The sequence below is a fragment of the Vibrio sp. Vb2960 genome (assembly GCF_033337665.1).
In the GTDB taxonomy this organism is placed as follows: Bacteria; Pseudomonadota; Gammaproteobacteria; order Enterobacterales; family Vibrionaceae; genus Vibrio; species Vibrio alginolyticus.
On sequence record NZ_JAWORD010000005.1, the window covers coordinates 84,518 to 106,935 of the forward strand.

The window sequence follows — 22,418 nt, forward strand, 5'->3', positions numbered from 1 at the left end:
TTGCTATGTATTGAGCGCTTTCAAATAAAGGCTAATAAATCCCCCGAATACAGGGGGATTTTGTTTGGGAACAGTTAAAGCGTTGGGTACAAAAAAGGAGGTCTAATTGACCTCCTTTTTTACGAGTTAGATGTTCGTAACATCGATGAACATTGATTCATCAATATTCGTCGAAGAAACGACAGCCTCATTAAATTCATACTCTTCGCGGTTACCTTCACGATCTAGCGGTAAGTTAACAAAGTCGAACAATTCGCGGTCTGCTAGTTGGCTTGGGCTTACGTTTTGAATTGATTTAAAAATTGCTTCCACACGCCCTGGCGTCTTCTTATCCCATTCAATCAACATTGCTTTTATAGATTGACGCTGAAGGTTCTCTTGAGAGCCACAAAGGTTACACGGAATTATTGGGAAATCCTTGTGCTCAGCGTATTTGATCAAATCTTTTTCACGACAGTAAGTCAATGGACGAATGACCACGTTACGACCATCATCAGAGCGTAGCTTTGGTGGCATCGCTTTAAGGCGAGAGCCGTGGAACATGTTCAAGAACATTGTTTCGACGATGTCATCCATGTGATGACCTAGCGCAAGCTTAGTTGCACCAATCTTCTCTGCAAATGAATACAGCGTACCACGTCGCAGGCGTGAACATAGACCACAAGTGGTTTTGCCTTCTGGTACCTTCTCTTTTACGACGGAATACGTGTCCTTATCGACAATATAGTAAGGGATATTCAGTGTTTCGAAATACTCTGGCAGAATGTGCTCAGGGAAGCCCGGTTGTTTTTGGTCTAGGTTTACTGCAACCACTTCAAATTTGATTGGCGCAGCTTTTTGAAGATTCAACAGGATATCAAGCATCGCGAATGAATCTTTACCACCGCTAATACATGCCATTACAACATCGCCTTCTTCGATCATGTTGTAATCAGTAATGGCATTTCCAACATGTCTTCTTAGGCGTTTCTGAAGCTTGTTGAATTCTAGGGTTTCTTTTCTTGTATCTATTTGGTTCATTGCGGGCTCTCACATCGCCGATAAATCGACTAGGACTTCCTAACATGGGTTTCTTTGGGGCGTGGATTATACGAGCTTTTTACGCAGGATTAAATGCTTGTCTTATTGAGTCTTTAAGAAAAGAGTGTGAAAGATACTTTAGTTACGGTCAAAATTAAAAAAGAGCTGCGATTGCAGCCCTTTCTAAACGTTCAGTGTTCATTTCTTTGCGTTAGGTAGATAAGGTAACACTCGCATCGTCGGTTCTGGTAGTGTCATTGTGCCACCTTGCCCTATTTCACTTAGTGCGACTTGTATCTTGCCATTGACAATTGGCTTTTCGGTTCCGTTTGAGAAAATCACTTTATCATTCAGTTGATTTGCAAACTCCATCGTCACACCTTGAACCTCCGGTGTAAACCAACCCGCAAACATACCGCCTAAATCTTCCAGCATCGTCTGCATTTGAGGTAGAAGAGGCTTAAGTTGGTCGTAAGAAACGTTACCCTGTAATGGTTCTTTGGTCATCACGACAAGTGAGTAATCGCAACGTGTATCTTTTGGGGTATCGACAAAAACCAACGGATTCGCTGACTTTAAGTTTTTATCAACAGGTAAAGGCAACTCTTGTGAAGCAGGGATAACAAACTCTTCATAGTGCTCTTCTTTTTCCATCCAAGATTTTTCTATCGTACAAATTTGTTTAGTTTTTGCGTCCACAAAAAAGACACCAACTTTCACATCGTCATGCCCTTCTTTATTGTTGTTTTTTAGTTGAGTGTATAACTTTGAGTACGTGAACATGTACTCTTGAGCTTGGGTTATCGGCGATGCAAGAATTAGCGCCGTACTTCCCAATAGACTTAGGCTTAACTTTTTCATTTTATCCGTTATTTTATTGCGTCCAGTAGGCGTTGTTATGACGAATCATAGCGCGAAGATCGTGTACATAGGCGATGCCACGTTCAGAATAGGCTAGTAACCCATGCGTTAACTCTGACGCGGTTGCGACCGTTAACAAGCCCTTGTTCTTTTCAGCCAGAGATGTTCTGATTTCACGCAGGTCTGCATACGCTGGGTTTCGATTAACATTCATAAAGTAGCCATGAACAGACTGTTGTACAGAATCGAATTTTTCAACTTCATGAACTTTGTCAGCGCCACGTTGCGCTGGAACAATTCCACAGCCCTTTTTATAACACCATTGGCCGAACAAGTTGTTTGCTTGAGTAGCAAAACGAGAAGTGCCCCACGCAGATTCATTTGCCGCTTGAGTTAGAACCAACGCTTCTGGTAAGACGTTCACTCGCACAAGCATCTGGTCTAGCCACGCTTGATCAACCTTATCGTTACTCAAGGGCAACGAATACAGAGATGATAACCGCTGAGCATACTCTTGTTGTTCTTGCGTCACTTGTCCCACCTTTAAAGAGGTAAGAAAGGCCCGCTCATGACGAATTCGTTGATTCTCAAGAGCAATTTTAGGCCTTAAAAAATCAAAAAAAGCAGCTTTTTTCTCTTTCGTATCTTTTATTGAATTGAAGTCTGGGATATCACCGATGTATGGCAAGTGTGATAAATCGACATGCTTAATCTTGCCAGAGAGTACGTCAGGATTTTCCACATATTTAAACTGTTTCTCGTAGTGTAAATATGGGCCTATAGAAATAAAAGTGGCGGCCATACAGGTTGCCGCCACTCGTAAACTTATTGATTTCAAAGAATTAGGCATCAAACACCTGTGAGTTACCATCGTGATCATTATCGTTTTTTTGTGTTGTAACGATCTTAAGCTTAATTCCAAACATTTCGCGGTAGAGTATGCCTTTCAAATGGAAGAAGAATGGCAGCACAAAAATCAAGCCAATACCGTAGAACATTGCTGCAATAATAAACATTAACATCACGCCTAAGTAAAGCCCCGCGACCACAAAAATCTTCTTGTTGATTGCGCGAAGTGATAACAGCAACGCTTGCATTGGTGGCACCCTTTTCTCACAAATCAACAAGATAGAGTGACTAAATGCCAAGGAAAGATACAGCGACAGTAAAGGAAAAATCATACCAACCACACCTTGTAGCATTAAGCTCATGAGCGTTGCTAGGATAACAGGAATGGTGAACTGCAACCCCTTTCCAACATGGCGCAACTTAGTCTTTAGGCCAGCGACATGACTCATAGCCATCAAACTTATCCCCGCATAAATTGGGGCGCTAATCACCTCATAACTGAAATTCGCGACATAAATAGAAGACACAATATCGTTTGTGAACGACTCTGGGTTCTCAAATGTATCAAGAATAACGCTCAAATCGCCCAACTGCAGTTTTAATGCAATATAGAAAATACCTAACTGGACAAAAAGCAATACAATAATGGCAGGAGAAAATGATAAAAAGTGCTGGATGGTTGCTCGCCAAGCTTCGTTAAAAACCGCGCCAGCTTTAAGCTCGTAGTTGCCGGACAAAGCTCGCTCTACACTCCCCCCAAGATTGAAATCTTTCTCAAAATCGTCGTTCATAGTTTATCCAAGACTAACTTGTAAAATTTTGACTGGAATTCCAGTCAATTAATGTAATCGTCATTATAAAGAAATCTTTCCACATCTAACATCACAACTCACCTACAATCCTTGCAATCTCAACTGTATGGTTGATAATTAACCACTTTCAAGGTCATGAAATTGAAACAATTGTTGAACAAAGTTTAGTGCTATCAAACTGTGTCTAGATGCCAATTAATCTCATAAAAACAGTATGGTAAGGAATGATGGCTTTTTCCTGCAAAATTATTTCTGTTTCAAGATAAGAAAATGCTTTAATTTCACACTTTTGGTGATTATGATGCGCGCCTCAAAAGTGAATGGTTAGTGTCACATCAGCTGGGATAATCCCGGCTTGAACGTGGGGGAAATACAGACGTTGAACGCAAAACCGCAAGCAGGAAAGCCAGTTATTCGTTTATCTGGTATTAGTAAAAGTTTCGATGGTAAGGAAATCATCGGTAATTTAAATCTGGATGTTAATCATGGTGAATTTCTGACGATTCTCGGGCCTTCTGGTTGTGGTAAGACAACAGTTTTACGCATGATTGCAGGTTTTGAAACGGCAGATAACGGTCAAATTATTTTGGATGACCAGGATGTAACACAGGTTCCTGCAGAGCAAAGGCACGTCAACACGGTATTTCAAAGTTACGCATTGTTTCCACACATGACCGTATATGAGAATGTCGCTTTTGGCCTTCGTATGCAGAAAACGCCTACTGCGGACATTGAACCACGAGTAATGGAAGCGCTACGCATGGTGCGCCTAGAAAAAATGGCACAGCGTAAGCCTCATCAGCTTTCTGGTGGTCAGCAACAACGTATCGCCATTGCGCGTGCGGTTGTTAACAAACCAAAAGTACTGCTGCTAGATGAATCTCTATCGGCACTTGATTACAAACTGCGTAAGCAAATGCAAATCGAGCTTAAACAGCTTCAGCGTCAACTTGGTATTACCTTTATCTTCGTTACGCACGATCAGGAAGAGGCCCTATCGATGTCTGACCGCATTATTGTTATGCGCGACGGTGTTATCGAGCAGGATGGTTCTCCACGTGAGATTTACGAAGAGCCGAAGAACCTATTTGTTGCTCGCTTTATCGGTGAGATCAACGTATTCAACGCAACCATGCTAGAGCGTATCGACGAGAAACGTATCCGTGCAGAAATCGAAGGTGTCGAGTCTGTTGTTTACTACGATCAGGAAGCGCAAGCAGGTGAAAAACTGCAAGTACTACTTCGCCCAGAAGACTTACGTATCGAAGAGATCAAAGAGTCTGAAGAAAAAGGCATCGTAGGTCACGTAACAGAGCGTACCTATAAAGGTATGACGCTTGATTCCGTTATCCAATTGGATTCAGGCATGCGTGTAATGGTTAGCGAATTCTTTAACGAAGATGATCCTGATGTGGACCACTCACTTGGCCAGAAAGTCGCTATCACTTGGGTTGAGAGTTGGGAGGTAGTCCTCAATGATAAGCAAGAAGATTAATCTTCAAAACGCGATCATTACCTTAATCGTCGGTTGGTTAACACTTTTCGTGTTGGTACCAAATGTGATGATTATCGGTACGAGTTTCTTAACGCGTGATGAAGCAAACTTAATCGAAATGACATTTACTTTCGACAACTACTTACGTCTACTCGACCCCTTGTATGCGAAAGTGCTGATGCACTCGTTCTACATGGCGATTGTGGCGACGTTGTTGTGTTTAGTAATTGGTTACCCATTTGCTTACATCATAGCGAAAATGCCAGAGAAATGGCGCCCATTCATGTTGTTCTTAGTTATCGTACCTTTTTGGACAAACTCTCTTATCCGTACTTACGGCCTGAAGATTGTTCTGGGTACACAAGGTATTTTGAACAAATCATTAATGGCGATGGAAATCATCGATAAGCCATTACGTATTATGTACACCGAAACAGCAGTAATGATTGGTCTTGTGTACATCCTGCTTCCATTTATGATTCTGCCGCTTTACTCGGCAATCGAGAAGTTGGACAACACTTATATCGAGGCGGCGAAAGATCTTGGTGCGAACAAGTTCCAAACCATTACGAAAGTGATTCTACCTCTTACAATGCCTGGCATTATCGGTGGTTGTTTGTTGGTTCTGCTACCAGCACTAGGTATGTTCTACATCTCTGACCTTCTTGGTGGTGCGAAGAACCTACTGATCGGTAACGTCATTAAGAGCCAAGTATTGAACGCTCGTGACTGGCCATTTGGTGCTGCGACCAGTATCGCCCTCACCTTCGCAATGGCTGTGATGCTTTACGCTTACTACAGAGCAGGCAAACTATTGAATAAGAAAGTGGAGCTAGACTAATGGGACGCACAGTTAGATTTAGCTTTATGGCGCTGGTATATGCATTTTTGTATCTGCCGATCATCGTCTTAATTGTTAACTCATTTAATGCCAACAAATTTGGTATGAAATGGGGTGGTTTCACCACGAAATGGTACGAAACCTTAGTAAACAACGATAGCCTAATGCAAGCTGCATGGCATTCATTGAACGTAGCGGTATTCTCAGCGACAGCAGCAACCATCATTGGTAGCTTAACGGCCGTTGCCCTATTCCGTTACTCGTTCAAAGGTAAGGGTGCGGTAAACGGCATGCTGTTTGTCGTGATGATGTCTCCAGATATTGTAATGGCGATTTCATTACTTGCTCTGTTCCTGGTATTGGGCGCACAGCTTGGCTTCTTTACACTATTGATTGCTCACATCACCTTTTGTCTACCATTCGTTGTGGTAACTGTATACAGCCGCTTAAATGGCTTTGATGTGAAAATGTTGGAAGCAGCAAAAGACCTTGGTGCAAGCGAGTGGGTTATCTTGAAACAGATCATCCTTCCTCTCGCTAAACCAGCGGTTGCCGCAGGTTGGTTATTGAGCTTTACCCTGTCTTTGGACGATGTGATCATCAGTTCGTTTGTAACGGGTCCAACATACGAAATCTTGCCATTGAAGATTTACTCCATGGTTAAGGTGGGCATTTCACCGGAAGTGAACGCCCTAGCAACGGTGATGTTGATTGTTTCTTTGGTCTTGGTAGTAATTTCTCAGTTGCTAGCAAGAGAAAAAGTGAAGTAGAATCCGCACCCGTTAACATCACGAAACAGAATGGTTACATGCCATTCTGTTTTTCTATCTATCGTCCAAAATTGGACAACGTTTGGTTTGGAGCTAACGTCAATGAAAAAATGGGCTACTCTATTAGCTGGTAGTGCATGTGCGCTTTCTCTGTTCTCTGGTACAGCGACAGCGGATGATAAAGAACTAGTATTTATGAACTGGGGTCCTTACATCAACAGTAATATCCTAGAGCAATTTACTAAAGAAACTGGCATCAAAGTGATCTACTCGACTTACGAGTCGAACGAAACTTTGTATGCAAAGCTAAAAACCCATAACCAAGGTTATGACCTAGTAGTACCTTCAACGTACTTCGTGGCGAAGATGCGTGACGAAGGCATGCTACAAAAGATCGATAAGACTAAGCTGAAAAACTTCGGCAACCTAGATAAAAACTACCTAGACAAGCCTTACGATCCAAGTAACGACTACTCTATCCCACACGTTGTTGCGATTACAGGCCTAGCGGTTAACGCAGACATGTACGATCCAAACGACTTCCAAAGCTGGGCTGACCTATGGAAGCCTGAGCTTGAAGGTCAAGTAATGTTGATGGACGACACTCGTGAAGTGTTCCATATCGCTCTGCGTAAACTTGGCTACTCAGGTAACTCAAAAGACCCTAAGCAAATCGATGAAGCGTACGCTGAGCTACAAAAGTTGATGCCAAACGTTTTAGTTTTCAACTCTGACAACCCTGGCGCACCTTACATGTCTGGTGAAGTGGGCGTTGGTATGCTTTGGAACGGTAGCGCCGCAGCGGCACAAAGTGAAGGCCTAAACCTTAAACTCGTTTTTCCTAAAGAAGGCGGTATCGGCTGGGTTGATAACTTCGCTATCTCTTCTGGTGCGAAGAACGTAGAAGCCGCTCACAAGATGATCGACTTCCTACTGCGCCCAGAAATCGCAGAGCAAATCTCTCGTGATACTGGCTACCTAACGGCGGTGGAAGAATCGAATGCTAAGTTTAAAGACGTTGCCCCACTGTTCCCTTCTCAAGAAGACCTTGACCGCGTTGAATGGCAAGATGCGGTTGGTGATCTAACCGTTAAATACGAAGATTACTTCCTAAAGCTGAAAGCGGGACAATAATCTAGCTTGTGTAACAAGTCATCAACCATAGGAAAATAGGCAGCAATACGCTGCCTATTTTTGTCTTAGGCTGATATAATCGCGCGTTGCTAGGTTTATTTGTCTTGGTATCATAGATTTATCGTCTCATAACAAGGAGACAACGATATTCAAGCTAAATGAACATATTTGTGCTTACTGCGATTTGGCTCAACTTGATAACTCCAGCTAGTATTGACTTGTCCAATCGCGAAACAAAACGGAAAACAAATGAAAAGTAAATTCTACGCAAGCGCTCTATGTGCAGCGACGCTCATCGCTACCCCTGCAATGGCTGCTGATCAAGAACTGTATTTCTACAACTGGTCGGAATACATTCCAAACGAAGTTCTTGAAGACTTTACAAAAGAAACTGGAATCAAAGTTATTTACTCTACATACGAATCTAACGAGAGTATGTACGCAAAACTAAAAACTCAAGGTTCTGGTTACGACTTGGTAGTACCGTCTACCTATTTCGTCTCTAAAATGCGTAAAGAAAGCATGCTGCAACAGATCGACAAAGAGAAATTGTCTCATTTTGCCGATCTTGATACTAACTTCCTTAACAAGCCGTTCGATCCGAACAACAACTACTCTATCCCTTACATTTGGGGTGCGACAGGTATTGGTATCAATGCTGACATGCTAGACAAATCATCTGTTACGAAGTGGGATGATTTTTGGGATAGCAAGTGGGAAGGTCAACTAATGTTGATGGATGATTCTCGCGAAGTATTCCACATTGCATTGACTAAGCTTGGTTACTCACCAAACACGACTAACCCAGAAGAAATCAAAGCCGCTTACGAAGAACTGAAAAAGCTAATGCCAAACGTATTAGTATTTAACTCAGACTTTCCTGCAAACCCTTACCTTGCGGGTGAAGTTTCACTAGGCATGCTTTGGAACGGTTCTGCATACATGGCTCGTCAAGAAGGCGCGAACATCGACATCATCTGGCCAGAAAAAGGCACTATCTTCTGGATGGACAGCCTAGCAATTCCAGCTGGTGCGAAGAACGTTGACGCAGCTCATAAGATGATCGATTTCCTACTACGTCCTGAGAACGCAGCTAAGATTGCACTAGAGATTGGTTATCCTACGCCAGTTAAAACGGCACACGATCTGCTACCGAAAGAATTTGCTAATGATCCAAGCATCTTCCCACCACAAGAAGTGATGGACAGCGGTACTTGGCAAGATGAGGTTGGCGAAGCGAGCGTAATGTACGATGAGTACTTCCAAAAGCTAAAAGTGAATAACTAATTCGTTAGTTTTAAAGATATGAAAAAGCGGCTCATGAGCCGCTTTTTTGTTCTTAATGACAAGACAAAAACTCTTCCTGTTGAAGTTATTACGCTCTTTCTTTTCCTCCTAGAGCCAGTATCTCGTCAACTAATTTTGGAACCTCAACGCTTGCTTTTCCGTAGCGTTTTTCCTCAAATTCACTTTCTACCGCACTAGGTTCTAGGTTAATTTCAATGGTATGTGCGCCGTGCATTTTTGCATCATGAACAAAACCTGCTGCGGGATACACAACGCCAGAAGTCCCAATAGAAATAAACAAATCTGCTTCTTCTAATGACGCGTAGATATCACCCATTCGCAGTGGCATTTCACCAAACCAAACAATATGTGGTCGCATTTGTGAAGGGATCTGACAACAGTGACAAAGCTCGCCGGTCTTAATGTCCTCATTGTGATCTACTACTTGGTTAGATTCACTGCAGCGGGCCTTGAGCAACTCACCATGCATGTGAATCACATTCTGACTGCCTCCTCTTTCGTGAAGGTTGTCTATATTTTGAGTGATGACCGTCACTTTACCTTCTAACTCAGCCTCTAAACGACCCAATGCTTCATGCGCTGCATTAGGCTTTATCGCATTATCTTGAAGTTTCTTGCGGCGTTGGTTGTAAAAATCTTGAACAAGGTTCGGATCGCGAGCAAACCCTTCAGGCGTTGCTACATCTTCGATACGGTGATTCTCCCATAGGCCATCTTGCGCACGAAATGTTTGAATACCAGATTCGGCCGAGATACCTGCACCAGTAAGTACTACAATATTTCTATAAGGGAAATTCATAACTCATCCTTGCTGTTTTTTCATTAGCTTAACACTGAAAGAATAGCAACAGTAGTAATATGGATTAGACCATAGTCGTAATGGTCACTATTAGAATTACAATTTAAGAGGAACAGCAATGAGACAAGTATCTCTAGCGTTTATATTGCTTATGACTTTGGCAGGCTGTCAACTTACCAATGTTGAAGGCGAAGTCGATGATGTAAAGGTAAGAGTCAGCACCAATGATGATGACCATCGAGGTAATGGTAATTTCTGTCCTCCTGGCCAAGCCAAGAAAGGCAATTGCTAAAAGAGCGGCTTTATGCCGCTCCCATATTGGTCTCAATCCTCGTTGGTCGAAGATATTTTATGAATGGCTAGGTCAGCGCCATTGAATTCGTCTTCTTCTGAAAGCCTTAGTCCCATACTGGTATTAATCGCGCCGTAGACTGCAAGTGCCCCAAGCACAGCGATGGAAATGCCCAAAAGCGTTCCTAGAAGCTGAACGATAATGCTCACGCCCCCTAGCCCACCCAACGAGATTTGGCCAAAGATCCCCGCAGCAATACCACCCCAAGCGCCACATACACCGTGTAAAGGCCAGACACCTAGCACATCATCAATCCTGGTTTTGTTTTGTAGGTGGGTAAAAAGATAAACAAATAGCACGCCAGCAATCGCACCTGTCACTAAAGCACCGATAGGATGCATTAAGTCTGAGCCCGCACATACAGCAACCAAGCCAGCTAGTGGCCCGTTATGAATAAAGCCAGGGTCATTTTTACCAGCCAACAGTGACGCGACAATGCCTCCGACCATTGCCATCAATGAGTTCATAGCCACCAAGCCACTTATGCCTGACACAGTTTGAGCTGACATGACGTTGAAGCCAAACCACCCCACACATAAGATCCAAGCTCCCAAAGCCAAAAACGGAATATTCGAAGGTGCAAAGTTGGTATGCTTTCCTGCTCGAACTCTGCCTTTTCTCATGCCCAAAAACACAACGGCAACCAGCGCTATCCAGCCGCCAACACCATGTACAACGACTGAACCTGCAAAATCGTGGAAGCCATAACCAAAGGTATTTTCAAACCAAGATTGAACGCCAAAGTTTCCGTTCCAGATCATTCCTTCAAATAGTGGGTATACAATACCGACAGTGAAAAATGTTGCGATTAGAATCGGATAAAAACGAGCTCGCTCTGCGATACCACCAGAAACAATAGCAGGAATCGCTGCAGCGAAGGTCAGCAAGAAAAAGAACTTCACCAACTCGTAACCATTGCCTTGAGATAATGTCTCTGCATCAGCAAAGAAGGTGCCGCCATAAGCGACCCAGTATCCAATGAAAAAATACGCAATGGCGGAAATACCGAAATCGGCCAAGATTTTAACTAAAGCATTAACTTGGTTCTTTTGGCGCACGGTTCCTACTTCAAGAAAAGCAAAACCAGCATGCATCAAAAAGACCATGATTGCGCCAAGTAGTAAGAAAAGTGTGTCGGAACTTTGCGTGAGAGTTTGTACAGCGCCGTGTACCTGATTGGCAGTTACACTCATTATGATTGTCTCCGTTGATCTGTAGCGCACTTATCCTGTGCATCAAAGTTAGGCTCATCACCAATTTGGTGAACTTAGTTTATAGAGCGTCTAACAGAGCAATTCTCATTCCATAATTTACATTTCTAACACTTACACTTTAATTTATTGTTTTGTATGAACTTTAATAAAATTATGCATTCTTGAATGGTGCTTAACACGCTAATAAATGCACCAATGTGGTTTTAGCGCACCAACATAATGCGCACCATATAGCTCAACAAGCAGCAAACTCCCCACCATAAACATAAAAGCCACCTCATGAGAGGTGGCTTTTATACTGAATGGCTAACTAAAGGAGTTTATCGAGTGATCTTCCCTGCTTTTACTTCTTCTAGCCAACGCCCCTCGACGAGATAAGGAGGAAGCCAACCAGTTTCAACTGATAAACGGTTACCTTTGTCGTACCACATACAGGCCATGCCAAGAAGAGGGAAAGATATGAAAGTTTCTATAGAAATCAAGTCCTCTGGCTTATCGAGCCTCATTTGGTATTGCTCTTGGAACTGTAGGTTCTTAACTAATACCTCTTCAAAATCATAACCGATGTCAGTGGTAAGTGCCGCGAAGGTTTCTAAGATCCCCATCGCAATTTCCAACGCCCAGTTATCACCTTGAGCTACCGCTGCGTCCATTGCTGCAACCAGCTTATCCGGATAATCTGATGTGCGATTGTGGAACGACTGAATGACGTCTACTAGCATATAAGACAGCTCACCCGCTTTGGTAGAGCTCTGTCTCATCAAAGAAATCGGAAAGTTCGCCAACACATCCATGCTAGCTTTGTCACGGACGATGACAGAGGTAAAATAGGCATCTAGCCACATTGAAGGACAAATGAAGCCTGTTTTTAAAATACCTTCGCCTTTCCAGGTCACTTCTGGGTATCTAGGTAATTGAATACTTTGAGGTTCGTCAGGCTTCATCGCTAACTGATGATAAAACGCGCGCATTAATGACGCTTCATACAGGCAAAGTGTTCCGATTTGTTCATTTTCTATGGAGTGTGGGAACCACGAGTACCATCTCACTAGATAAAACGATTCATCACTTAAAGCAACTAAGTTTTCTCTACGAATACTGATTACCTCTTTGCGCGTATCAAGGTCTTCATCAATATCAGAACTATAGCCTTTGATTAACTCCGAGGTCAGCTTTGGATCAGCATTTCTTTCTATTTTAATTTTGTCAGACATTTTAAAACTTCCCTAAATCTACATTAAATTCTTTTACTTTAACCTTTGAAACTTTCCCTGATTCAGAGATTGGGGTTTTAGTATGTATATATCTAATTGGGCGTCCACTCCTCGAAGCGTTTCTTATTGATTTAGCTGCTTCCCACTCTGTTGTATTTCGCCCATTCCTAGACATCTTACCAACTATTGCCGCTGCATATTTAGCCGTTCCTTGCTGACATGCTTCGTTTCCTATTTTTCTACTACCCAAAGGACTGCTCCCCCCTTTGGCCTCAACAATTATAATTTCACCTGGTGGTGGCTCTTCCACCTCATAAACCATATCAAAGTCGCCCGGCTTCGAAATTGAGGTTCCAATATCTTTGGGATGAAGCAGCTTAGCATTAGGACGTTTACTCCGGACAAAGTCATCCGCGGCCAACTCACCTATTTTTGCAGACTGTTGGTTAATATTACCAATTTGAGCGTTATATCCCTCTTCGCCAGATCGAGCGTCCATTGCCTCTTGACGCTCTTTCAAGCATTCATCAATTTTTGCTTTGTTTCTTTCTGTTAGCTCATAATCACTCGTATTGAGTTCAGAGTTTTCTTTATACTCTGCTTTATTTAGCACAAGATCTTCAGTAAAGATCGTGCAACCTTCTTCCCCGCCAACTTTCTCTGAGTCAAAAACATGCGCATTGACAAACTCCTCAATCCCAACAACATACTGCACTTCGTGTCGGCTGCCATCTGAATGATTGATATGACGATAAAAAGTAATCTCGTTTCTTTCGCAATCAATACGGTCTAAATCGTATTCATATCGAATATGATTTTTACCTTTGGGTTTTCGGATTTTGACTTGCGAGCGAACGCCATCTTCTCCGACGGATGATTCTTTTGCTGCCTCTAAAATCTGATCGCAAACCTCTTGGGGGACATCGCTTTGCGCCTGATACTCTGCCAACATTTGACCCAAGCGTTTTAGCCCTTCTTCACAAAGGAAACCTGTTGGATCAATCCACTGGATAGGGTTGACTGCATATTGGTAATGATTAATACCACCAGCAATAGATATCGGATCTTGTTGGATAAAACATCCTAGTTTAGGATCGTAATACCGAGCGAGGTTGTAATGTAAGTTGGTTTCTTGATCGAAGTACTGTCCTTGAAAACGCAGTGGATTTACTACTTTTTCAATATGTACATGAGCAAAGCCGTGAGCATCGTAGCTGGCACTCCATACAACATTCCCCTCGTAATCGATCAGTCGCTCTGGTTTACCAACTTGATCGCACTGGTACCAATAAATAACGTCATTTTCTAGCAGTGCCACTGGCGTGTAGGTTTCTGGTTGATATAGGTACCAACGGAAAGCACCTGAAGAGCGTTCACCAATTAAACGTTCACCTTCCCACAAGAACTCTGTAACGCCTTTTTGTGTAATTTTTTTCGTTCTGCGCCCTAATGCATCATATTCATATTGACTGATACCATCGTCGGTGTGAACTTCAATGAGCTGATTTAGCGCATCAAATACGCGAGTCTGAACGTGTCCTTGCCCCTCACGTTTTGTCTGGTTTCCTTGCGAGTCATATTTGAACCGTACATCATCGTGTACTTCAATACGATCAGCGAATACCTCTGAAGATGGCAAAGTAGGATTGCCAAAACTATCGTATTCAAACTTAGTCACTTCTCCGGAAGCATTGACTCGTTTAAGTTGCCCTAAGGCATCGTACTGATAGTGTGTTGCTCCTGCCGTATTATCAATGATTGATGAAATACGGTTTTGCGCATTGTAAACGTACTTTTTCTCTCTATCAGGCCAATGTTGTTCGACCAAACGACCAACACCATCATAAATGATGCGCTCATTAAAATGTGCCGTTTCAATTTGGGAAACTCGTCCCATTTCATCGTAATGAAATTTGATTTGAGGTAAATCTAGGTTTCCAAACCGAATCGCTGAAAAACGCCCATATCGATCGTAAGAGAAGTTCAGCTCCGTATTATCTGGCAGTACCTGAGATACGCGTTGGCCAACTCTGTTAAACTCCTGCGCTATCTCAAACTGACCTTGAATGCGCTTTGTTAAATGCCCGAATGAAGAGTATTGGTATTGCAATGTGTGATGGCGATTGGATGCGAAAGTAAGTCGACCACCAAGCGTATAATTGAAGTGGTTCTCTACAATACTGCTACCATTTCCTGCTTTGACGTGCTTGAGATAACCCGCAGCGTCATAGCGGTACAGCACGGTCCTATCGGCGACTTGCTTACGATGGATGCGCCCCATATCGTCATAATCAAATTGGCTGTGTAGATTATCAAACCCAACAGTTCCTGATAGCTGGCCTTCATCGTCATACAGGAATTCGAACTCTAAGCCGTCACTCCGAACTAATTTAGTCAGGTTACGTTGTTGATCGTATTCGTAAGAAATATGGCTGCCATCGGGAAAGATGACTGCTTCTTGTTGCGCGAGTGCTCCCCATTGATACGAGGTAATGCCTGCTGGCGTTCGAATCTGAGCAACACGACTGTGCTCATCGTAAGAATATTCTTCGCTATAACCGACTTTGTCTTCGTCGTTAAAATAACGAACTGATGTACGCCTGCCAAATTGATCATAAGCGAGTTGAGCAATACACCCATCGGGATAAGCAACGCCATTCACTAAATCTTCTTCATTGTAGCTATAACGAAGTAATGTACCGTCTATTTCATTCGCGATAAGTCTTTGTTGTTCATCCCACCACCACTGACTTTTCTTACCATCTTCAGACTCTTTTTTGACGACTTGACCGTGTTTATCGTAATCATATTCCGTGACACAGCCGAACTGATCGGTATCCCAAACTCTTTGACCGAGGCTATTGTAGTAAGCCTTCTCGATATCCCCGTCAGGTGAAACCGTTTTAACTAACTTACCTAAGCCGTCATAACCATATTGAATTTCTTTGCCAGAGGAATGAAACTTAGAAACTAATTGACCATGCTGATTATATTGATAATTGACCGTTGACTGATCAGGATAGATAGCTTGTGCTTTTCGTCCTAATTCATCATATTGCCATCGCCAAGTTCTACCTGTGGGGCTTATTTTCTCAAGTAGGTTACCCTGCTCGTCATGCAAGAAAGACCATTGATGATCTAACGAGTCAGAATAAGAAGAGTGATTTCCTTGATAATGGAAGCGATAGTCATAAATTCCTGCGTCCCCAACGTTCCTGATGCATTTCGCGTTAGCACCTTCGCCATCCCATTCAAAATAATGAGTAAAGCCAGTTGGTCGTACACGCTTAACAATTAAATGGCCGCGGTATTGATACTGTTCCTTCAAGCCCAAATGATTAGTTGCACTGACCAAATCATCGTGCTCATCATAGGTATAAGTTGTCAGAACTTTTTGGGACTTTGCATTAAGCAGTTCTACAAGGCGTCCTTGCTTATCATATTGACATTCAAGAACCGGACGCTTGTTATATGCGATCTCGATCAATCGATGGTTTCGAGAATACTGCAATTGAAACGTTGAAAACGTGCCATTTCTAACTTGTTTAACAAGCCAACGATCATCTTTTTGCTCAAACCTATATTGATGCCCACTAGCGAGCGTCACGATCCGAGTTGCTGAATTTAGGAAATAACAGCTCGCACCAGCGTATATCTGGTAACTTGTCGCTCCAATATCTACTGGCTCAAATTCTGTGATATCTGCCTTATCGTCAACAAACTCCCAAGCGATAACATTGTCTTTCTCGTTCGTCTTTTCGCGTAATTCAAACTGAAATGCATGTCGCCAACCAAAGCCCATTCCATGATTTACATCCGACTGCGAAGAGCGGTAAGTACGCTGCCAAGTAGTACCTTGTTGTAGCTCGATATCATAGAGTTCGAGAATTTCTTCACCCGTCACAAGTGATACAGGATCACCGGCTTTCTCATGTTTTTCGCTGCTTTGTTGCTGAGGCTTGGCGGATGCGGCACTTCTGCCACTCTTTTTATTCGACTTCCCCTTTCCCTTCGATGGTTTTGCATTGACGGTATTTTGAGTCGGTGGAGGCGTAACCGCCGACGAGAGTGCGTAGTTTTCGCCGGTAGGTACAATTCGAGCGACATGCAAGTCACCGTTCACCAAAGCATTGGCAAACGTTGAATTATAGTGTTGGGAAGTAAGCTCACCGTCAGGTATGTTTGGCTTGAATTGACCAATCGCATAGAACAAGTCCTCGACAGAGCGAAGGTCAAGCTCACCAAAGCTCTCAAGAAACTCTATTGCCTCTTGTTCGGTCACGAATGTTTTAGGTTCGCCGTTAGTAAGTAACTGACCAGAGAAGTGATAACTTTCACCAAAGCGATTCGTGATAGGAATGACGAATTGAGGGATCATAGCCGTAACGTGTTTGTCCTTTTCTTACCTTGCCGCATCATTTAATGCTCGTTTCGCTCTTTTTATTTGTGAGAGCAAGATGCCTTAATCAAACATCCTCCGATAGAGATTCCTCTGTATGCGTAGACTGAATGTATTGATGGCAATTTTCACGTATGCAACTCTTTGAATTTCTGAGCGCAGCGTACTTTAACGGGACGATGAATCCTGAGTAAATGAACAATAGCGTGAGTGAGACTAATGTCTCATCGTGACGCGATTTTTTTACATGTTTCTTACTTAACTATGATTTTCTGCCCAGTTACGTAAATTCACTCAATAAGTTGCATCAAGTATCACCACTGCGACTCAACGCTTCATATTTGAGACAAAACAGCAACAAAAAACCGCCTATTACGGCGGTTTTGCTTAAAGAATACTGATTAAAGGTTTGGACCTGTCGATGGTCTGTGTGGTTGGTTATTGAGTAGTTGCTGCATCCCTTGAAACATTCGCATAAACCACACCAAGATGGCTAATGCAGCAAACACCATCCCTACCCAAGGAATAAAGTAAGCGATGGTTTCAAGCAAAGTACTATGCAACCAATAATCACTCACGCCAACGAGTACACCATTAGAAGTCGCGACGGTGACGATCAACACAACAAAAAACGTCAGGTAGAGAAAGAAGGTGCGAATTAAACCGTAGTAATGAGAAATCACTACGTCGCTGTCTTCTCCCTTATCTAATCGGTAACCCGCATAGATAATTGCGATAACGCCTGAGATCAGAAACGTAAACGGGGTCAGACAGCTCAGGATGTACGCAACCCAAATCCCGTTATGAGGTTTGTTCATTCGCTTTCGCTCCTTTTACTTCCGTTTGTGCCGTATCTGTTTCGCCCATTGCTTCTTTGGATTTCACTTCTTCATACCAAAGATCGTGATGCTCTTTCGCCCATGTTTCATCAACTTCACCTGTCACCATGCCTTCTAGCGCACCTTCCATACCGAATAGACCAATATAGATGTGGAAGATAAAGCCACAGATTAGAATCAGCGCCGAAATCGCATGAACTAAGTTAGAAAGCTCCATGTCACGGCGAGTTTGGCCAAAGATAGGAAAGTCCAGAACTAAGCCACTCACTGCCGCGATAGCACCAAAGAAGATTAACAACCAATAGATTGCCTTCTCACCACCGTTTGAGAAACCAGCTGACGGATGTGTGCCTTTGTGTTTACCAACCATGCCGCCCATTTTCATAAACCAACGAACATCTGTCATGTTTGGAATCGACTTGCGCCACCATTTAAAGAGCACGAGCATCAGTAAAATGAAGAACAATGGTCCCATGTAATTGTGGTACTGCTTCGCCAACATGACGATAAAGCCCCAGAACTCAGTAGGAACGTACGGTTTTAAGAAGTGCTTACCGTAAACCAGCATCAAACCACTGAATGCCAACGTTAAGAATGTAAACGCCATACTCCAGTGAAGCGCGCGGTCTAAACGAGACCAACGCTTTATCTTTTTGCCTGTACGAGGCTTACTTAGCATCAAAGGGCCAACAAATACGTAAGCCATGATAACCATCGCTATACTGCCGAAAATCGCGACAGCACCAGCAGGAGACATCCATTTCTCTTTTAGAATGTACCAAGTCTCACCGGGTTTACTGATCAATACGCCATGTTCTGGCGATTGAGACGTGGTGTAGCCTTCTTGCCCCTCTCTGACTTCGCGCCAATAGTCTGCCCCGGCGAGTTGCGTGATCTCCTGTTGAATAACTTTAGAAGATTGTTCCTCTGCTGAAGCAGGCATTGCAAAAGTCAGCAGCAATGCCGTCATCATTGACAGCATTGCTAGAGATGCACGTTTAAGCGTGTTTAACATGTGCCTCTCCTTACTTAGCTTTTCGTCGCATCGTAAGAAAGATCGTTTCCGTCTGTCCAACCTGCGTTTTTCGCGCCGCGTTCTACCACACGTTGACGGAAAATGTCAGAGACTTTCTCTGCGTCACCCGCAAGCAGCGCTTTGGTTGAACAAAGCGATGCACACATCGGTAACTTGCCTTCTGCGATACGGTTCGCACCGTATTTTTGGCGCTCTTCCTCAGAGCCAGGCTCTGTTTCTGGGCCGCCTGCACAGAAAGTACATTTATCCATTTTGCCACGTTCGCCAAACGCTTCTTGTTTAGGGAACTGAGGTGCGCCAAACGGACAAGCAAACAAACAGTAACCACAACCGATACACAGATCTTTATTGTGAAGAACGATGCCGTCTTCGGTATGCTCGAAACAATCAGCTGGACAAACTGCCATACAAGGCGCATCGGTACAGTGCATACAAGCAACAGAGATAGAGTTTTCACCAGCTTCACCGTCGTTTAGTGTTACCACGCGGCGACGTTGAATGCCCCATTCAAGCGCATCGTCGTTTTCGTTCTTACATGCAGTAACACAGCCGTTACACTCGATACAGCGTTTGGTGTCACATAGAAATTTCATTCGTGCCATTGTCTGACTCCTTACGCTTTACGAATGTTACATAGGGTTACTTTGGTTTCCTGCATCAAGGTAACCGGGTCGTAACCGTAAGTGGTTGCCGTGTTAGCCGATTCGCCAACAACGTAAGGCTGTGTACCTTCTGGGTATTTAGGACGTAGGTCTTCACCTTCGAACTTACCGCCAAAGTGGAATGGAATGAACGCCAAGCCAGGTTTCACACGACGTGTAACCATCGCTTTCACCTTGATTCGTCCCTTCTCTGCACCTTCAACCCAAACATCATCACCATCTCTAAAGCCAAGATCGTTCGCGTCTTTCGGGTTTACTTCAACAAACATTTCTTGTTGAAGCTCGGCAAGCCAAGGGTTTGAACGCGTCTCTTCACCACCACCTTCGTATTCGACCAGACGGCCAGAAGTCAGAACGATTGGGTACTCGCCCGATTTGTCTTGCTCTTGAATTGATTTATACAACGTAGGAACACGGAAGATTGCATCTTTGTCATCCCAAGTTGGGTAATCCGTTACAAGGTCACGACGTGGTGTGTACAGTGGTTCACGATGCAGTGGTACGCGGTCTGGGAACGTCCAAACAATCGCACGCGCTTTCGCGTTACCAAATGGGATACAACCGTGCTTGATCGCGACACGCTGAATACCGCCAGAAAGGTCAGTCTTCCAGTTTTTACCCTCTGCTGCCACTTTCTCTTCAGCAGTTAGGTCGTCCCACCAACCAAGTTGTTTCAACAACTTGTCAGTGAACTCTGGGTAACCGTCTTTGATTTCACAGCCTTTCGAATAACTGTCTTCTGCAAGAAGGCTCTTGCCTTCGAATTCCACACCAAAGCGCGTACGGAAGTTACCGCCACCTTCTGCAACCGTCTTAGACGTATCGTACAGAATGTGTGTGCCTGGGTGTTTCATTTCCGGTGTACCCCAACATGGCCAAGGTAGACCGTAGGTTTCACCGTTGACAGGGCCACCTTCCGCTTCTAATGTGGTTTTGTGGAACGTATGCCAGTTTTGTTGGTGCGCTTTCAAACGCTCTGGGCTTTGGCCTGTGTAACCAATCGTCCACATGCCTTTGTTGAATTCACGCGTTAGGTCTTCAATCACCGGCTGGTTGTTTTCAACACGGATGTTTTTGAACAGAAGATCGGAATAGCCCAGTTTCTTCGAAAGCAGGTACATGATTTCATGGTCTGGTTTTGATTCGAACAAAGGTTCAATCACCTGATCACGCCATTGTAGAGAGCGGTTAGAAGCGGTAACACTGCCGTATGTTTCAAACTGCGTTGTTGCAGGAAGCAAGTAAACGCCGTCGGTACGGTCGTTCATTACCGCAGCAACAGTTGGGTATGGGTCCACAATCACCATCATGTCCAACTTCTGCATCGCTTTTTTCATCTCAACACCACGTGTTTGAGAGTTCACTGCATGACCCCAGTAGAACATTGCACGGATGTTTTCGCGTTGACGAATGTTGTCTTTGTTTTCCAGTACGCCATCCACCCAACGAGATACAGGAATACCTGCACTATTCATTGGTTTTTGACCACCGTAAGCGTTGTCATCGAAACGACCTTTAATCCATTCGTAATCGATTTCCCACACTTTTGACCAGTGACGCCAAGCACCTTCAGAAAGGCCGTAGTAACCCGGTAGCGTGTCAGAAAGTACGCCTAGGTCGGTCGCGCCTTGTACGTTATCGTGACCACGGAAGATGTTTGCGCCGCCGCCTGATTTACCAATGTTACCAAGCGCTAGCTCAAGCACACAGTAAGCACGTGTGTTGTTGTTACCAGTAGTATGCTGAGTACCACCCATACACCAAACAATACAGCCTGGGCGATTTTCAGAAAGCAGTTTTGCTGTTTGGTAAACGTCTTCTTCGCTTACGCCTGTTACACGCTCAACTTCTGCTGGCGTCCACTTCGCTACTTCAGCACGGATTTCATCCATACCGAATACACGTTGACGGATGAATTCTTTATCTTCCCATTGGTTTTCGAAGATGTGCCACAACACACCCCAAATGAATGCTACGTCAGAACCAGGACGAAGTGAGACATAGTGATCCGATTTTGCTGCCGTACGCGTACGACGAGGATCCGCTACGACGATCTTACAGTTGTTCTTCTCTTTCGCGATCAGAATGTGCTGCATCGCTACTGGGTGTGCTTCAGCTGGGTTTGAACCAATGAACAGCATCGACTTACAGTTGTGCATGTCATTGAAAGAGTTGGTCATCGCACCGTAACCCCAAGTGTTCGCTACACCCGCCACGGTTGTTGAGTGACAAATACGCGCTTGGTGGTCAACGTTGTTAGTGCCCCAAAGTGATGCCATTTTGCGGAACAAGTACGCTTGTTCGTTGCTGTGCTTTGCGCTTCCCAAGAAGTAAACCGAATCAGGGCCAGACTCTTTGCGGATGTCCATCACCTTGTTACCGATTTCTTCGATCGCTTGATCCCAAGAAAGCTTTTTCCACTTACCGTTTTCAAGCTTCATTGGGTATTTAAGACGGCGCTCACCGTGACCATGTTCACGCAATGCTGCGCCTTTTGCACAGTGACCACCGGCGTTAAATGGGTGGTCGAATGCAGGCTCTTGCCCCGTCCAAACACCATTTTGAACTTCTGCGTAAATACCACAACCCACTGAACAGTGAGAACAGATAGTACGTTTTACTTCTGTTTTCGCTTCTGGATCGACTGATTTTGCTTGCGCTTTTTTCATCATTCCCGGTGCGAATAGACTAGCACCAACCACTGCGCCACCAGCGGCAAGCGAAGTGTTTTTCATGAATGCACGACGAGATACGCCAAGCTGGTTCGTTTCTTTGCTCACACTGTCGGAGCGTTTGACAAGTTTCATCCGTTA

The 22,418-nt window shown here is 43.9% G+C and carries 18 protein-coding genes; 6 read left to right on the forward strand and 12 right to left on the reverse strand.

Going from position 1 to position 22,418, the window contains the following annotated elements; genetic code table 11:
- Positions 1–126 precede the first annotated feature (126 nt).
- The 4 genes from ttcA to R7O03_RS05940 all read right to left on the reverse strand — a co-directional run bounded on the left by ttcA (position 127) and on the right by R7O03_RS05940 (position 3,521).
- Complete coding sequence (gene ttcA, locus R7O03_RS05925) at positions 127–1,020, reverse strand: tRNA 2-thiocytidine(32) synthetase TtcA (RefSeq protein WP_005377502.1); 894 nt, start codon at positions 1,018–1,020, stop codon at positions 127–129.
- A gap of 198 nt (positions 1,021–1,218) precedes the next feature.
- Positions 1,219–1,881 carry a DUF2987 domain-containing protein gene (locus R7O03_RS05930; RefSeq protein WP_318131585.1) on the reverse strand — a complete coding sequence of 221 codons (663 nt, stop codon included), beginning with the start codon at positions 1,879–1,881 and terminating at the stop codon, positions 1,219–1,221.
- A gap of 13 nt (positions 1,882–1,894) precedes the next feature.
- The gene (locus tag R7O03_RS05935) at positions 1,895–2,731 is read right to left on the reverse strand and encodes a glucosaminidase domain-containing protein (protein ID WP_318131602.1); all 837 of its coding nucleotides are present in this window, start codon (positions 2,729–2,731) and stop codon (positions 1,895–1,897) included.
- Positions 2,724–3,521, reverse strand: a complete 798-nt coding sequence (locus R7O03_RS05940; RefSeq protein ID WP_318098103.1) for a hypothetical protein — start codon at positions 3,519–3,521, stop codon at positions 2,724–2,726. The genes R7O03_RS05935 and R7O03_RS05940 overlap by 8 nt, the downstream gene beginning before the upstream one ends.
- A 400-nt stretch (positions 3,522–3,921) precedes the next feature.
- Here R7O03_RS05940 and potA point away from each other — a divergent pair, with 400 nt between their 5' ends.
- The 5 genes from potA to R7O03_RS05965 all read left to right on the forward strand — a co-directional run bounded on the left by potA (position 3,922) and on the right by R7O03_RS05965 (position 9,069).
- The gene (gene potA, locus R7O03_RS05945; protein ID WP_017634901.1) at positions 3,922–5,037 is read left to right on the forward strand and encodes a spermidine/putrescine ABC transporter ATP-binding protein PotA; all 1,116 of its coding nucleotides are present in this window, start codon (positions 3,922–3,924) and stop codon (positions 5,035–5,037) included.
- The gene (gene potB, locus R7O03_RS05950; protein ID WP_005377512.1) at positions 5,018–5,878 is read left to right on the forward strand and encodes a spermidine/putrescine ABC transporter permease PotB; all 861 of its coding nucleotides are present in this window, start codon (positions 5,018–5,020) and stop codon (positions 5,876–5,878) included. Before potA ends, potB begins: the two co-directional genes overlap by 20 nt.
- Positions 5,878–6,648, forward strand: a complete 771-nt coding sequence (gene potC, locus R7O03_RS05955) for a spermidine/putrescine ABC transporter permease PotC (RefSeq protein ID WP_005389180.1) — start codon at positions 5,878–5,880, stop codon at positions 6,646–6,648. The genes potB and potC overlap by 1 nt, the downstream gene beginning before the upstream one ends.
- 102 nt (positions 6,649–6,750) lie before the next feature.
- On the forward strand, positions 6,751–7,782 hold the full coding sequence (locus R7O03_RS05960; protein WP_017634902.1) for an extracellular solute-binding protein: 1,032 nt from the start codon (positions 6,751–6,753) through the stop codon (positions 7,780–7,782).
- A gap of 249 nt (positions 7,783–8,031) precedes the next feature.
- Entirely contained in the window at positions 8,032–9,069 is a 1,038-nt protein-coding gene (locus R7O03_RS05965; protein WP_172563262.1) for an extracellular solute-binding protein, read from the forward strand.
- Positions 9,070–9,157: 88 nt separating this feature from the next.
- Here R7O03_RS05965 and cobB read toward each other — a convergent pair whose 3' ends face one another.
- Entirely contained in the window at positions 9,158–9,889 is a 732-nt protein-coding gene (cobB, locus tag R7O03_RS05970) for a Sir2 family NAD+-dependent deacetylase (RefSeq protein ID WP_318131586.1), read from the reverse strand.
- 118 nt (positions 9,890–10,007) lie between these two features.
- On the opposite strand from cobB, the gene R7O03_RS05975 reads away from it, so the two are divergent.
- Positions 10,008–10,181, forward strand: coding sequence for a hypothetical protein (locus R7O03_RS05975; protein ID WP_165401620.1), 174 nt, complete (start codon positions 10,008–10,010; stop codon positions 10,179–10,181).
- Positions 10,182–10,213: 32 nt separating this feature from the next.
- On the opposite strand, the gene R7O03_RS05980 is transcribed toward R7O03_RS05975, so the two are convergent.
- The 7 genes from R7O03_RS05980 to R7O03_RS06010 form a co-directional block, all read right to left on the reverse strand.
- Entirely contained in the window at positions 10,214–11,434 is a 1,221-nt protein-coding gene (locus tag R7O03_RS05980; RefSeq protein ID WP_031781341.1) for an ammonium transporter, read from the reverse strand.
- Between the two features lie 341 nt (positions 11,435–11,775).
- On the reverse strand, positions 11,776–12,669 hold the full coding sequence (locus tag R7O03_RS05985; RefSeq protein WP_054579292.1) for an immunity 49 family protein: 894 nt from the start codon (positions 12,667–12,669) through the stop codon (positions 11,776–11,778).
- 1 nt (position 12,670) lies between these two features.
- A complete protein-coding gene (locus R7O03_RS05990; protein ID WP_318131587.1) occupies positions 12,671–17,047 on the reverse strand; it encodes an RHS repeat-associated core domain-containing protein in 4,377 nt (1,458 codons plus the stop codon).
- 422 nt (positions 17,048–17,469) lie between these two features.
- Positions 17,470–17,886, reverse strand: coding sequence for a membrane protein (locus tag R7O03_RS05995; RefSeq protein WP_005377532.1), 417 nt, complete (start codon positions 17,884–17,886; stop codon positions 17,470–17,472).
- Positions 17,870–18,922 (reverse strand): formate dehydrogenase subunit gamma, encoded by a 1,053-nt coding sequence (locus R7O03_RS06000; RefSeq protein ID WP_213912423.1) that lies wholly within the window; start codon positions 18,920–18,922, stop codon positions 17,870–17,872. The genes R7O03_RS05995 and R7O03_RS06000 overlap by 17 nt, the downstream gene beginning before the upstream one ends.
- 14 nt (positions 18,923–18,936) lie before the next feature.
- Positions 18,937–19,545 carry a formate dehydrogenase FDH3 subunit beta gene (fdh3B, locus tag R7O03_RS06005; RefSeq protein WP_005377536.1) on the reverse strand — a complete coding sequence of 203 codons (609 nt, stop codon included), beginning with the start codon at positions 19,543–19,545 and terminating at the stop codon, positions 18,937–18,939.
- Positions 19,546–19,556: 11 nt separating this feature from the next.
- Positions 19,557–22,412, reverse strand: a complete 2,856-nt coding sequence (locus tag R7O03_RS06010; RefSeq protein WP_171342963.1) for a formate dehydrogenase subunit alpha — start codon at positions 22,410–22,412, stop codon at positions 19,557–19,559.
- Between the last annotated feature and the right edge of the window lie 6 nt (positions 22,413–22,418).